Origin of the sequence: Clostridium sp. OM05-5BH (genome assembly GCF_003481505.1) — a bacterium.
Lineage (GTDB): Bacteria > Bacillota > Clostridia > Lachnospirales > Lachnospiraceae > Otoolea > Otoolea fessa.
Window position 1 is genome coordinate 188,164 of the sequence record NZ_QULJ01000001.1, and the last position, 13,791, is coordinate 201,954.

Here is a 13,791-nt window from a genome sequence, read left to right on the forward strand (position 1 = left end):
AAGGGGTGCGGCCTGACTGGATAGAAACCGCGTCCAGAACAAAGCAATTAAGAAGAAAGTGGCAGGAATTATATGGAAAATTTTTTATTTGCACTTAATACAGTCCTTCCGTTTCTGCTCTATATCGCATTTGGATATGGAGTCAGGATGTCGGGGCTGGCGGATGAGGATTTTATGAAGCGCCTGAATAAGGTGATCTTTCAGGCATTCTTTCCGATTCTGATGTTTAACAACCTGTATTCCATTCCGGAGGGAATGACATTAAATCTGCGCCTGGTGGCAGTCGCCATTATCAGCGTGCTGCTTTTGCAGGCGGTTCTGCTTGCTGTGGTTCCGCGTCTGGTAAAGGAAAATGAGCGGCGCGGCGTTATCATCCAGGCGATTTACCGCAGCAATTTCGTCCTGTTCGGCATTCCGCTGGCAACCAGCGTGTTCGGTGAGGAGGGAACACTGCTGGCGACGATGATGGTGGCGATCGTGATTCCGGTCTACAACATAACGGCGGTCGTGATTCTGGAATTGTTCCGGGGCGGCAAGGTCCCGGTTTCTGTTTTGATTAAGAATATCCTGAAAAATCCGATGATCCGCGGCGCGCTCCTGGGCTTTATCTTCCATATATTAGGAATTAAACTTCCGGTTTCCGTGGAAGGACCGATCAAGCAGTTTGCCAATCTGACAACGCCGCTGGCACTGTTCGTACTGGGCGGAACGCTGCATTTCAATGCGATCGGCGGCAATCTGAAATATGTGGTTCCGTCGATGACCTTCAAGATGGTGATCCTGCCGGCAGTGATTCTGGCGGTTGCGACGCTGCTCGGCTTTTCCGGTGTGGAACGTTTTGTTTACTTTGAAATGTACGCGACTCCGGTTGCGACGGCGTCCTATGCGATGGCGCAGAACATGGGCGGCGACGGCGAGCTGGCGGGACAGTTTGTCGTGTTGAGCACGGTCGCCTCGGTTGTGACGATCTTTTTGTGGGTCTATTTCCTTAATTCGATCGGGTGGCTCGCATAAAAATAAATATATAATAGGGGACTGCCAGACAGTGGTTTGTGGAAGAGCAACAATTGTCTGGCAGCTTTTTTTGTGGAAACAAACACTGTTTTTCATGAGAACCGAAATTTTTTTTCATAAATTAAGATGTATGTATAATCTTTTCAAAATTAAAACATTTAATAGACAAAACTGATTGAAAAAGTTATAATAGTATACAAATGCGAGAAAACTTATTTATTTTCCATGTGCTTTTGATGCTTCGAATCAGCGAATTGTATGGAATGGGAGGATGTGAAACATAATAAGGATATTGCATTATTGTTGAAAAAAATTAGGGGAAAAGGTGGTGGTTCAATGATCAAGGAGACGATCCAGGCGGTCGAGGACGCAGAGGCGAAGGCATCGGAACTGGTCGCGCAGGCTTCGGAGGATGCACGCCGCGTTAAGGCGGAGGCGGAGGCAGAAGCGGATCGAATGCTCGCAGATGCACAGAAAAGGGGGAAAGAAGCAGCTGTGAAGCAGGAAGAAGAACTGACTCTCAGAGGGAAGGAGTACGTAAAACAGGCACTGGCAGAAGCTGAGGCGGAGTGTCAGACGCTCAGAGAGACGGCGGACAGACGGAAACCGGAGGTGGTTGACCGGCTCATAGCGGAACTGGTCTAGTGAATGGAGGGATGTAGATATGGCAGTATTGCAGATGCAAAAGCTATGTATCTGTGCCCTGAAGAAGGACCGTAAGTCCCTGATGGAGTTTCTGCAGGCTGCCGGAGTGCTGGAGCTCTCTGCGGAGGCGGAGCCGGACGAGGTATTTAAGCGGACGGACACGCTGGAGGATCGGCAGAAGTTTGAGCGGAATGCGGCGACGGCGGATCGCGCATTGGAAGTGCTTGCCGCGGTGGTTCCGGAGGAAACATCGATGCTTGCTGGGCTTGCCGGAAAGCCGCTTGCAAAGGCAGGCGCGTACCGGGAGACGGAGGCGAACGCAGAGGCGCTTTTAGGTCAGGCGGAACGCATTTTGAACCTGCAAAAGCAGATCACGGAGGAAAAGACTGCGGCGCTTAGACTGCTGGCGGAGGCGGAAAGCCTGAAACCGTGGCAGAAGCTGGAGATTCCACTTGCGTATCAGGAGACGAAACGGTGTGCTATCTTAGCTGGCGCGGTCGGCGGAGGCGCTTATACGCAGGAAGAAATTTACGCTTCGGTGGCAAAACAGGAGCCGCAGCTTGAAAAATGGGAGCTGGAGGTTGTCGGAAGCGATGCCGACCAGACCTGCATTGCGGTAATTTGCCTGAAAGAGGACGAGGAGAAGCTGGAGACAGCACTCCGGTCGATTGGATTTGCCCGTCCGGCGCGTCCGGTGGAGGAAGTTCCGGCAGCTTACGCTAAGAAACTCAAAGCGCAAGCGGCAGAGCATGAGGGACGCGCGGCGGCGACGGAAGAAGAACTGAAACAGTGCGCTCCGGCGAGGGAAGATTTGAAACTGTTATCCGACTATTACCGCCTGCGGGCACAGAAGTATGAGGCGCTCGGCGAGATCTTACAGTCGGAAAAAACGTGTATGATCACGGGATTTATCCCGAAGCGCGATGCGAAAGGACTGGAGGAGAAGCTGAATAGCCGGTTTGAACTTGCAGTGGAAAGTTCGGATGTGCCGGAGGATGAGGAAGCACCGGTGCTTCTCTCCAACGGAACCTTCGCGGCGTCGGCGGAGGGCGTGACCGCGTCCTTTGGCTTACCGGCGAAGGGGGAGATGGACCCGACCGGCATCATGGCAGCGTGCTATGTATTTTTGTTTGGTCTGATGCTTTCAGATGCGGCATACGGATTTATTGTATTTTTGATGTGCTTCCTGGCACTTAAGAAATTCCCAAGGATGGAAGAAAACCTGCGGAAATCACTGCGGCTCTTTATGTACTGCGGACTTTCGACCCTGTTCTGGGGCGTCATGTTCGGCGGTTATTTCGGAGATGCGGTGGACATCGTGAGCCGGACATATTTTGGACATACGGTGACGATACCGGCGCTCTGGTTTGTCCCGCTAAATGACCCGATGAAGCTTTTGGTTTATTCGATGTTATTTGGCGTGATTCACTTATTCCTGGGGCTGGGACTGAAAGGATATATGCTCTTAAAGGATGGCAAGGTTGTGGATTTTATCTGCGACGTGGTACTCTGGTACCTCCTGCTTCTGGGGCTGATCCTGATGCTGCTTCCGACGGAACTGTTTGGTTCCATCGCGCAGATGAATATCGTATTCCCGCCGGTGCTTAATTCGCTGGCAAAGGGAATGGCGATCGTGGGCGCGCTGGGAATTCTGGTGATGTCGGCGCGCGACAAGAAGAATCCGCTCCTGCGGCTGGCGCTTGGCGCATATGATTTGTACAATATTACCGGATGGGTGTCGGATGTGCTTTCCTACTCGCGCCTTCTGGCGCTCGGACTGGCAACCGGCGTTATCGCATCGGTTATCAACCAGATGGGAAGTATGGTTGGAAATAATGTATTTGGCGTGATTGTATTTATACTGGTATTCTGCTTCGGACACCTGTTTAACCTGGCGATCAACCTGCTCGGCGCGTATGTGCATACCTGCCGTCTGCAGTACGTCGAGTTTTTCGGAAAGTTCTATGAGGGTGGCGGAAAGGCGTTCCGTCCGTTTAAGCAGATAACAAAATACGTGGAAATCAAGGAGGATTAAATATGAGCGGAATTGTATTTGCATTGTTGGGAGTTGCAGTGGCGGTTATTCTTGCAGGTATGGGTTCAGCCTACGGCGTAGGCGTGGCAGGTCAGGCAGCAGCCGGAGTCGTAACCGAGGATCCGGATAAATTCGCGAAGGTGCTTCTGCTCCAGCTGCTTCCGGGTACCCAGGGTATCTACGGTCTGCTGGTTGGTTTCATCGCTCTTTCTAAGATTGGTCTTCTTGGCGGCGGCGCTGACATGAGCATGTCGATCTCCCAGGGACTCTTATATCTGGCAGCATGCCTTCCGATCGGCGTGGTTGGTCTGGTATCGGCGAGACATCAGGGAAGAACGTCGGTTGCTTCCATCGGTATCGTAGCGAAGAAACCGGAACAGTTTGGTAAAGCGATGCTGTTCCCGGCGATGGTTGAGACCTATGCGATTCTGGCACTTCTGGTTTCGATTCTGGCAATCAATGCACTGTAATCTGGCACGGCGGAAAGAATCAAAATCAGTTAAGGAGTGAAGCGTATGAATGGATTAGATAAGATTATTGCTCAGATCCTTGACGATGCAAAGCAGGAATCGCTTGCGATTCGGGAAAAAGCAGCCGGTGAAGCGGAGACGACTCTTGCGGCAGCCGGTGAAAAGGTAAAAAAGCTGGAGGAAGAGCAGGCGAAATCGGCGGCGCAGCGTGAAAAAAGCTATGAGGAACGGCTTCGTTCTTCGGCGGCGCTAAAGAAGCGCCAGGCGATCCTTGCGGAAAAGCAGGCGATCATCGAGGAAATGCTTGCGGCGGCACACAAGGAGCTGCTGGCAAAGCCGGATGAGGCGTATTTTGCATGGATGGAGCAGCTTCTTTCCCGGTTCGTGACGGATCGGGCAGGAGAAATCTATGTTTCAAAACGTGATTTAGAGCGGATGCCGGATGATTTTCCGGCAAAGATAGAGAAGGCAGCGCAGGAAAAGGGCGGAAGCCTGGTACTGAAAAAAGAACCGAGGGAGATCGACGGGGGCTTTGTTCTGGTGTATGGCGGTGTCGAGGAAAATTGTTCTGCCGGGGCGTTGTTTGCGTCGCAGCGGGATGAGCTGGCGGACAAGGTACATGCGATGCTGTTTGGATAACGGCGGGAGAAGGTAAGGAGGGCTTATATGTCTGATACAAAATATGCCTACGCGGTCGCCCGGATCCGGGCACTGGAAAATGGGCTTTTTTCCTCCGCACAGATTGAACAGCTGCTGTCCGTAAAAAGCTACGAGGGGGCGCTGCGTTTCCTGACCGAACACGGCTGGGGGGATGCAGATACACCGCTCAGCGCGGAGGCGATCCTGACCCGGGAGAAGGCGAAATCCTGGGAGACGGTCCGCGACCTTTTGAAGGGCGACGACGCGATCCTGGCAGTGCTTTCCTACGGGGATCTCTACCACAATTTAAAGGCGGCGATCAAGGATGCAGCGGCGCCGGGCAGCCACGGCAATGTCTATTTTGACGACTGCGAGGTGGACGGCGCGCGGATGTCGAAGATCGTGGCGGAGAAGGACTGGCAGGCGCTTCCGGCACATATGCGGGAGGCGGCGAAGGAAGCCAGCGAGACATTTCTGCACACGGGCGACGGGCAGCTCTGCGATATCATTGTTGACCGGTCGGCGCTCGCAGCTATCTATGAGTGCGGAAAGAATGCGTCCGACGCGATCATCCGCGATTATGCCGAGACAACGGTCGCGGTGGCGGATATCAAGATAGCGGTGCGCTCCCAGAAGACGGGAAAACATCTGGATTTTATGCGGCGCGCGATGGCACCGTGCGATAGCTTGAATATCGAGCGCCTGTCACAGGCGGCTCTTGGCGGTGTCGGCGCGATCTGCGAGTATCTGGAAGGAACCCGCTATGGGGGCGGCGCGCAGGCATTAAAGGAATCGCCGTCGGCGTTTGAGCGGTGGTGTGACAATCAGCTGATCGAGACGATCAAGCCGCAGAAATACAACCCGTTTACGGCGGGACCGCTGGTTGCCTATATACTGGCGAAGGAAAATGAGATCAAAACGGTCCGTATCATCCTGACCGCCCGTCTGAACGGTCTTGAGGAGGAACAGATTCGGGAAAGGATAAGGGAGATGTATGTATAAGGTTGCAGTAGTCGGAGATTACGACAGCATCTACGGATTTGCGGCGCTGGGACTGGAGACATTTCCGGTGTCCGATGTAAATGAGACGGAGAAAGTATTTCTGGAACTGGCTTCTGGTTCCTACGCGGTGATCTATATCACCGAGGCGGCGGCTGCCGGGATTGAGACAGCCATCGACCGCTACCGGGAACAGCCGCTTCCGTCCGTGATCCTGATTCCGGGGATTTCCGGGAATACGGGAAAAGGCGTGGAGTCGGTCAAGCATTCGGTGGAACAGGCAGTTGGATCGGATATTCTGTTTGGAGATGCATGATAGAAAGGTGGGTGAAACCTTCCAATGAGCAAAGGAACGATAAAGAAGGTAGCAGGACCGCTGGTTATCGCCAGCGGGATGCGGGATGCCAATATGTTTGACGTCGTCCGCGTCAGCGACGAACGTCTGATTGGCGAGATCATAGAGATTCACGGAGATGAAGCGTCGATTCAGGTATATGAGGAGACTTCCGGTTTAGGACCTGGCGAGCCGGTAGAGTCGATGGATGTGCCGCTTTCGGTTGAACTGGGACCGGGACTCCTGACGAGTATCTACGATGGAATCCAGCGACCGCTGGACGATATCATGAAGGAGACGGGCAGCAACAACTTAAAGCGCGGCGTTGAGGTTCCGTCCTTAAAGCGTGATAAGAAATGGCAGTTTGTGCCGACCGTGAAAGCGGGCGACAGCGTGGAAGCAGGCGACATCATCGGTACCGTGCAGGAGACGCTGATCATTGAGCATAAAATTATGGTGCCGTATGGTGTAAAAGGTACGGTCAAAGAGATCAAGAGCGGTGAATTTACGGTGGAGGAAACCGTAGCGCTCATTGAGACGGAAAACGGCGAAAAAGAGCTTACGATGATGCAGAAATGGCCGGTTCGGCGCGGACGTCCGTACCAGACGAAGCTGCCGCCGATAAAACCGCTGATCACCGGACAGCGTGTCGTTGACGCATTTTTCCCGATCGCCAAGGGCGGCGTGGCAGCGGTGCCGGGACCGTTCGGAAGCGGCAAGACCGTCATCCAGCATCAGTTAGCGAAATGGGCAGAGGCGGACATTGTTGTTTACATCGGCTGCGGTGAGCGCGGCAACGAGATGACGGATGTTTTAAATGAGTTCCCGGAGTTAAAGGATCCAAAGACCGGGCACTCCCTGATGCAGCGGACTGTGCTGATTGCCAATACTTCGGATATGCCGGTAGCAGCCCGCGAGGCATCAATTTACACGGGTATTACGATCGCAGAGTATTTCCGCGACATGGGTTATTCGGTGGCACTGATGGCGGATTCCACCTCCCGATGGGCGGAGGCGCTGCGAGAGATGTCGGGCCGTCTGGAAGAGATGCCAGGCGAGGAAGGTTATCCGGCCTACTTAGGAAGCCGTCTGGCACAGTTCTATGAGCGTGCAGGTCATGTCATCTGCCTTGGCAGGGACGGACGCGAGGGCGCCCTGTCCGCAATCGGAGCCGTATCCCCGCCAGGCGGCGATATTTCCGAGCCGGTTTCCCAGGCGACGCTGCGTATCGTCAAGGTATTCTGGGGACTCGATTCAGCGCTGGCATACAAGCGCCATTTCCCGGCGATCAACTGGCTGACCAGCTATTCCCTGTATGTGGACAATCTGGGAAAATGGTTTGATGAGAATGTATCGGATGAGTGGATGAGCTGCCGCCAGGGTCTTATGAGCCTTCTGCAGGAAGAGGCAGAGCTGGAGGAGATCGTAAAGATGGTCGGCATGGATGCATTGTCCCCGATCGACCGCCTGAAAATGGAAGCGGCGCGCTCGATCCGTGAGGATTTCCTGCATCAGAACTCCTTCCATGAGATTGACACGTATACACCATTGCAGAAACAGTTCCGCATGATGAAGCTGGTGCTGGCGTTCTATGAGCAGTCGAAGAAAGCGCTGGAAGGCGGCGCTTCCATCCAGAATCTCATCAAGATGCCGGTGCGCGAGCAGATCGGACGTTTTAAATATACGAAAGCAGAAGACGTGGAGAAAGAGTATCAGGCGGTCCTCGATGAACTTGCGAAAGAGGTTGCCGATGCGGCTGGAAAGGGGGCATTCTAAATGCCGAAAGAATATAGAACCATACAGGAGGTTGCAGGTCCTCTGATGCTGGTGCAGGGCGTGGAAAATGTTACCTATGACGAGTTGGGCGAGATCGAGCTGGCGAGCGGCGAAAAGAGACGCTGCAAGGTGCTGGAGATCGACGGCGGCAATGCGCTGGTACAGCTTTTTGAGAGTTCCACGGGTATCAACCTTTCAAATAGTAAGGTGCGTTTTTTAGGAAGAACGATGGAACTTGGCGTATCGGAGGATATGCTGGGACGCGTCTTTGACGGTCTGGGCAATCCAATCGACGGCGGTCCGGAGATCCTGCCGGAGGAACGCCGCGATATCAATGGTCTGCCGATGAATCCGGCGGCGAGAAGCTATCCGCAGGAGTTTATCCAGACGGGTGTTTCCGCGATCGATGGTCTGAATACACTGGTCCGCGGTCAGAAACTGCCGATTTTCTCGGCGTCCGGTCTGCCGCATGCGAATCTGGCAGCCCAGATTGCGAGACAGGCGAAGGTGCGCGGCACGGACGAACCGTTTGCCGTTGTCTTTGCGGCGATGGGTATCACCTTTGAGGAAGCGCATTTCTTTACTGAGAGCTTTAAGGAGACGGGCGCGATCGACCGTACCGTCCTGTTTATCAACCTGGCAAACGATCCGGCGGTTGAGCGTATCGCGACCCCGCGTATGGCGCTGACGGCTGCCGAGTATCTGGCATTTGAGAAAAATATGCACGTTCTCGTTATCCTGACGGATATCACGAACTACGCGGATGCACTGCGAGAAATTTCGGCTGCCCGCAAGGAAGTTCCGGGACGCCGTGGTTATCCGGGATATATGTACACGGATCTTGCATCCCTGTATGAGAGAGCCGGACGCCAGAGAGGCAAGAATGGTTCGATCACGATGATTCCGATCTTAACCATGCCGGAGGATGACAAGACGCACCCGATCCCGGACTTAACCGGATATATCACCGAGGGACAGATTATCTTAAGCCGTGATCTGTACCGTAAGGGCATCACACCGCCGATTGACGTACTTCCGTCGCTGTCCCGTCTGAAAGATAAGGGAATCGGCGAGGGCAAGACGCGTGCCGACCATTCGAACACCTTAAACCAGCTCTTTGCGGCGTATGCGCGCGGCAAGGAAGCGAAGGAACTCATGGTGATCCTGGGCGAGGCGGCATTGTCCGATGTTGACTTAATCTATGCAAAATTTGCGGACGCCTTTGAAAAAGAATATGTTTCACAGGGCTACAATATGGACCGCGATATCGAGGAGACGCTGCGGATTGGCTGGAAACTGCTTTCCATCCTGCCGAGAAGCGAGCTGAAACGTATCGATGAGAAGTATCTGGATCTGTATTATGGGAAAGAGTAAAAATGCCTGTGCATGGCGGATGCGCTTGAAAACGAAAGTGGCGTGTCATAACGCGGCTGCGGGAGCTGGCGGATCTGTCGTGACAAAGTGATTGCAGGAGAGAGGTGGTACGCATGGCATCGACACAGGTCAACCCGACCCGAATGGAGCTTACGAGGCTGAAAAAGAAGCTGGCGACAGCCACGCGGGGACATAAACTGCTGAAGGATAAGCGGGATGAGCTGATGCGCCAGTTCCTGGATCTGGTCCGGGAAAATATGGCGCTGCGCCAGAAAGTGGAGTCGGGCATCCGGAGTGCGAATGTGAATTTCGTCATCGCTAAAGCCGGGATGTCCGAGCAGGCGTTAAATACCGCGCTTGCCGCGCCGAAACAGGCGGTTTATCTGGAAGCAGACAAGAAAAACGTAATGAGCGTCGATATTCCGGTGTTCCATTATAAGACCCGGACGGCGGATGAGAACGATATTTACTCGTATGGATTTGCGTTTACTTCGAGCGATCTGGACGGGGCAGTCAAGTCGCTGGCGGACATTCTGCCGGATATGCTGCGGCTGTCTGAGACAGAGAAAGCCTGCCAGCTCATGGCAGCCGAGATCGAGAAAACGCGCCGGAGAGTCAATGCGCTGGAACACGTAATTATTCCGGAGGCGCGCAAAAATATCAAATATATCACGATGAAGCTGGATGAAAATGAGAGAAGCACGCAGATCCGCCTGATGAAGGTGAAGGATATGATGCTGGAGGAGAAGCATCATTATAAGGAGAAGCGGGAGCTTTGTTCGTGATGATGAAAATGCCTCTTCTGGCGGCTTTAGGGCTGTCAGGGGAGGCTTTTTGCACATAGTTGTGAAAATGACGGGACGAGCCCACGAGGTTCGAACCGCCCTTTCGATATACCTTTGTTCGCTTGCTTTCACTACAGATGTTCGCCCATGACGGACTGCGTCCGTCCTGTTCGGACACCTGTGTTCAAGATGCGTACAAAGATATATGAAAGGCGGTTCGGACCTCGCGGGCTCGTCCCTGTGTATTGGAAAAATAAAAGAGACAGAAAAAAGTAAAGTATTTATTGGAAATATTTGGTAGAATAGGAGGAAATGAGGGGAGGAATTTTGCATGGCAAAGCAGGTACAGAGGGCGATCGGCTGGGTGGCAGCATTTCTTTTGGCGGTGGGGATGTTGTTCCTGCCGGTTTCGAAGGCGTATGCGGGTCCGGTATCGGGCGGCAGTCCTGGAAGTGGAGAGATGAGAGGTGTCTGGGTTTCGTATCTGGACTGGAATGGATGGGCGAAGGATGAGGCTGGATATAAGAAAGCGATGGATCAGACACTGGACCTCTGTGTACAGAAGGGGTTAAATGCGGTTTTCCTACAGGTTCGCCCGGATGGAGATGCGATGTATCCGTCACAGTATTTCCCGTGGTCGAAATTTGCCTCTGGAAAACAGGGAAAGAATCCGGGGTATGATCCGCTGGCATATGCGGTGCAGGCGGCGCATCAGCGGGGCTTGCAGCTTCATGCGTGGATCAATCCGTACCGGATCACGGGGTATCTGAACCGTTATTCGGATCTGTGTGCGTCAAATCCGGCGATCGCGTGGGCGAAGGACGGGGACAGTTCGAATGACCGGTGGGTATTGTGCCAGAATGGTGAGTATTATTACAATCCGGCGATTCCGCAGGTGCGCCAGCTGATTATTGACGGTGTGAAAGAGATCGTGACGAATTATGAGGTGGACGGCATCCATTTTGATGATTATTTCTATCCGAATCTCGATGACAGCAAGGCGGAAACATGGTTTGATTATCCAGAGTACCAGGCGGGCGGCACATCGCTGAGTGTGGCGGCGTGGAGACGGAATAATGTCAATGAGCTGGTAAGGGGCGTTTATAGTGCGGTCAAGTCGATCCGTCCGCATGCATTGTTCGGTATCAGCCCGGAGGGATATTTACAGAACCTCCGAAAAGATACCCGCCAGTTTACAGATGTGGATGCGTGGATGACCCAGAGCGGCTATGTGGATTACCTGATGCCGCAGATTTACTGGGGATTTGAGGCGAAGCAGAACGGCCAGGCAGCGGGCTATGCGTTTGCAAACTGCCTGAATGAGTGGGTGACGCTGAAAAAGAAGGGCAATGTGAAGCTGTATGTCGGTCTGGCGCTCTATAAGACCGGAACAGATGCAGTGGACGGCAACGAGGTGCCGGAGTGGCAGCGGTATCATGATATCATGAAGCGCGAGGTGCAGGCTGGACGGGCAACCGGACAGGTGAGCGGTTACTGCTTCTATGATTTATCGTCCCTGACGCGTGCGGCGGCAGCGGAGGAAGTGGCGAACGTGACGGCGCTGTTCCATTAAGCGCTCCATGATAGCTTGTTGTGGAAATGGCAACAAAAATGTTGCCGGTCATGTGTGCGAACCGTAAAACAGAAATGATTGAAGAAAATGGGAACCCCTGTGGATGATTGCAACCACAGGGGTTCTGTGCTATACTAGATATACGATTGCAGTAAAAATGTTGTTGTTCACATAATGTTCAGATGGCAGCAAATATACGGACGAGGAGAGGGAAGATGAAAAAAACAGCACTTGTCATTATGGCAGCCGGAATCGGAAGCCGTTTTGGCGGAGGGATCAAACAGCTGGAGCCGGTGGGTCCGAATGGGGAGATCATTATGGATTACTCCATCCATGACGCGCTGGAAGCGGGATTTGACCGGATTATCTTTGTGATCCGCCATGATTTGGAGGAGGACTTCAAAGAAGTGATCGGGAACCGGATTGAGAAGATTGCGCCGGTGACATACGCATTTCAGGAGCTTTCGGATGTACCGGAGGGATTCAGTGTCCCGGCAGATCGGAAAAAACCGTGGGGAACCGGACAGGCGATTTTGAGCATCCGCGGACTGGTCGAAGAGCCATTTCTGGTGATCAATGCGGATGATTATTATGGAAAAGAAGTGTTCCGAAAGATTCATACATACATGGTGAAACAGATGGACGTGAACGCACCGGTGTATGATATCTGTATGGGTGGCTTTATTCTGGCAAATACGCTCAGCGAGAACGGCGGCGTGACACGCGGCGTCTGTGAGGTGGGTGAGGGAGAGATTTTAAAACGCGTAACCGAAACCTACAATATCCAGAAGACAGCGGACGGCATGACGGCGACGGACAAAGAGGGAAATCCGGTTTCGGTTCAGGAGAACCAGCATGTATCGATGAATATGTGGGGACTCACACCGGGCTTTGTGGAGGAGCTGGAAAAAGGATTTCCAGAGTTTCTTGCGGGGCTGAAAGAGGGCGACGTGAAGTCGGAGTACCTGCTTCCGACGATTATCGATCAGATGATCCACGACGGGCGCGCAAGGGTGAAACTTCTGGAGACGCACGACTGCTGGTTTGGTGTGACCTACCGTGAGGATAAGGAGAGCGTGACGGAGTCGATCCGGGCGCTGATCCGTGATGGCGTGTACCCGGAAAAACTGTTTTGATAATTTGAGGAACAGTTTAAAGAAACAGAATTATTTGAAAAGATAAAACATCATGAGAACGATACTGCGAAATGGTGCAGCTGATTCGGCTGTGCAGAGGATAACGTGAAAAACGGTACGTGAGAATAACATGATACGCATAAATCCTGCATAGGATACCATGTAAGCCTTGAATTAAGGGGGAATGGCAGTCCGATGCAGGATTTTGCATATTTTAAGAGTCTTTATCCGGCTGCATGTAAGCAGATGCAGCTTTGCGTGGAAGCGGTCTGTGATGAGCTGGAGTATGAGGGGAGTCCCATCTATGATGAATATCCGGATCGGATCTTTCTGGAAAAACTGACAAAACGGGCACTGGAAAAATGGCAGAAGGTTTATCTGGCTGGAACGGAAAGGACGGATACACTGACGACCTATATAAAGGCGGCGGACGTGGGCACCGTATCCACAGAAGAAGGAACGGCGATGGTGGAAAATTCCCTGAAAATAGATTCTCCTGGTGGAGAAAGAGAAGAGAATCTGGCGGGAACCAGCATACAGCCGCATCTTCCTGGAAATGATGTATGGTATGGACCACTTCGGGGCGAACAGAAGGGCGGAAACGCTGGATATATGGTGTGGGAGGCGGATGAGCCGAATCTGACCGCGCAGGAGCGCCGTCCATGGAGTCCGCCGCCGGGACCGCGCCCGGGGGGACCGGGGAATCCGTGGGGACCGCCGCCCCCGCCGCCGGGATCGCGCCCGGGGAGACCGGGGAATCCGTGGGGAGCGCCGCTTCAGGATTTTCTTCAGGTTTTATTAATGAATGAGCTGCAGGAGCGAAGACGGTGTCGGAAGTGCTGAAATTGCAATTTTCAGGTGTAAATTTTTTGAATTAAAATGCGGTAACATCCAGTTGTGACAACGAATTTTACCGATTTGGAAAAAGAACAATCGGGTTACTGGGCACGTATGTGTGAACAGTAACACAATCGGAGTTCTTACAAATCATAGAAATTCTGGAATTTGAAG

General features: G+C 52.9%; 13 protein-coding genes. All 13 read left to right on the forward strand.

Going from position 1 to position 13,791, the window contains the following annotated elements:
• The first annotated feature begins 72 nt into the window (after positions 1-72).
• The 13 genes from DXB70_RS00870 (at position 73) to DXB70_RS00930 (ending at position 13,623) form a co-directional block, all read left to right on the forward strand.
• A complete protein-coding gene (locus DXB70_RS00870) occupies positions 73-1,014 on the forward strand; it encodes an AEC family transporter (RefSeq protein ID WP_117796527.1) in 942 nt (313 codons plus the stop codon).
• A 303-nt stretch (positions 1,015-1,317) separates the two neighbouring features.
• Positions 1,318-1,659, forward strand: a complete 342-nt coding sequence (locus DXB70_RS00875; protein ID WP_147354031.1) for a hypothetical protein — start codon at positions 1,318-1,320, stop codon at positions 1,657-1,659.
• Positions 1,660-1,678: 19 nt separating this feature from the next.
• Positions 1,679-3,694, forward strand: a complete 2,016-nt coding sequence (locus DXB70_RS00880; protein ID WP_118493581.1) for a V-type ATP synthase subunit I — start codon at positions 1,679-1,681, stop codon at positions 3,692-3,694.
• A gap of 2 nt (positions 3,695-3,696) precedes the next feature.
• The gene (locus DXB70_RS00885) at positions 3,697-4,164 is read left to right on the forward strand and encodes a V-type ATP synthase subunit K (protein ID WP_022358667.1); all 468 of its coding nucleotides are present in this window, start codon (positions 3,697-3,699) and stop codon (positions 4,162-4,164) included.
• A 45-nt stretch (positions 4,165-4,209) separates the two neighbouring features.
• Positions 4,210-4,803, forward strand: coding sequence for a V-type ATP synthase subunit E (locus DXB70_RS00890; RefSeq protein ID WP_118493578.1), 594 nt, complete (start codon positions 4,210-4,212; stop codon positions 4,801-4,803).
• Positions 4,804-4,830: 27 nt separating this feature from the next.
• Complete coding sequence (locus DXB70_RS00895; RefSeq protein WP_107000827.1) at positions 4,831-5,805, forward strand: V-type ATPase subunit; 975 nt, start codon at positions 4,831-4,833, stop codon at positions 5,803-5,805.
• Positions 5,798-6,118 carry a V-type ATP synthase subunit F gene (locus DXB70_RS00900; RefSeq protein ID WP_107000826.1) on the forward strand — a complete coding sequence of 107 codons (321 nt, stop codon included), beginning with the start codon at positions 5,798-5,800 and terminating at the stop codon, positions 6,116-6,118. Before DXB70_RS00895 ends, DXB70_RS00900 begins: the two co-directional genes overlap by 8 nt.
• Before the next feature lie 24 nt (positions 6,119-6,142).
• The gene (locus DXB70_RS00905; protein ID WP_118493575.1) at positions 6,143-7,912 is read left to right on the forward strand and encodes a V-type ATP synthase subunit A; all 1,770 of its coding nucleotides are present in this window, start codon (positions 6,143-6,145) and stop codon (positions 7,910-7,912) included.
• Positions 7,913-9,286: a V-type ATP synthase subunit B gene (locus DXB70_RS00910; protein WP_118637748.1), complete on the forward strand. Its 1,374-nt coding sequence runs from the start codon at positions 7,913-7,915 to the stop codon at positions 9,284-9,286.
• A gap of 113 nt (positions 9,287-9,399) precedes the next feature.
• The gene (locus DXB70_RS00915) at positions 9,400-10,071 is read left to right on the forward strand and encodes a V-type ATP synthase subunit D (protein WP_118637750.1); all 672 of its coding nucleotides are present in this window, start codon (positions 9,400-9,402) and stop codon (positions 10,069-10,071) included.
• Positions 10,072-10,402: 331 nt separating this feature from the next.
• Positions 10,403-11,644 carry a family 10 glycosylhydrolase gene (locus tag DXB70_RS00920; protein ID WP_118672510.1) on the forward strand — a complete coding sequence of 414 codons (1,242 nt, stop codon included), beginning with the start codon at positions 10,403-10,405 and terminating at the stop codon, positions 11,642-11,644.
• Positions 11,645-11,859: 215 nt separating this feature from the next.
• The gene (locus DXB70_RS00925) at positions 11,860-12,780 is read left to right on the forward strand and encodes an NTP transferase domain-containing protein (RefSeq protein ID WP_118672511.1); all 921 of its coding nucleotides are present in this window, start codon (positions 11,860-11,862) and stop codon (positions 12,778-12,780) included.
• A gap of 195 nt (positions 12,781-12,975) precedes the next feature.
• Entirely contained in the window at positions 12,976-13,623 is a 648-nt protein-coding gene (locus DXB70_RS00930) for a hypothetical protein (RefSeq protein WP_118672512.1), read from the forward strand.
• Positions 13,624-13,791 lie beyond the last annotated feature (168 nt).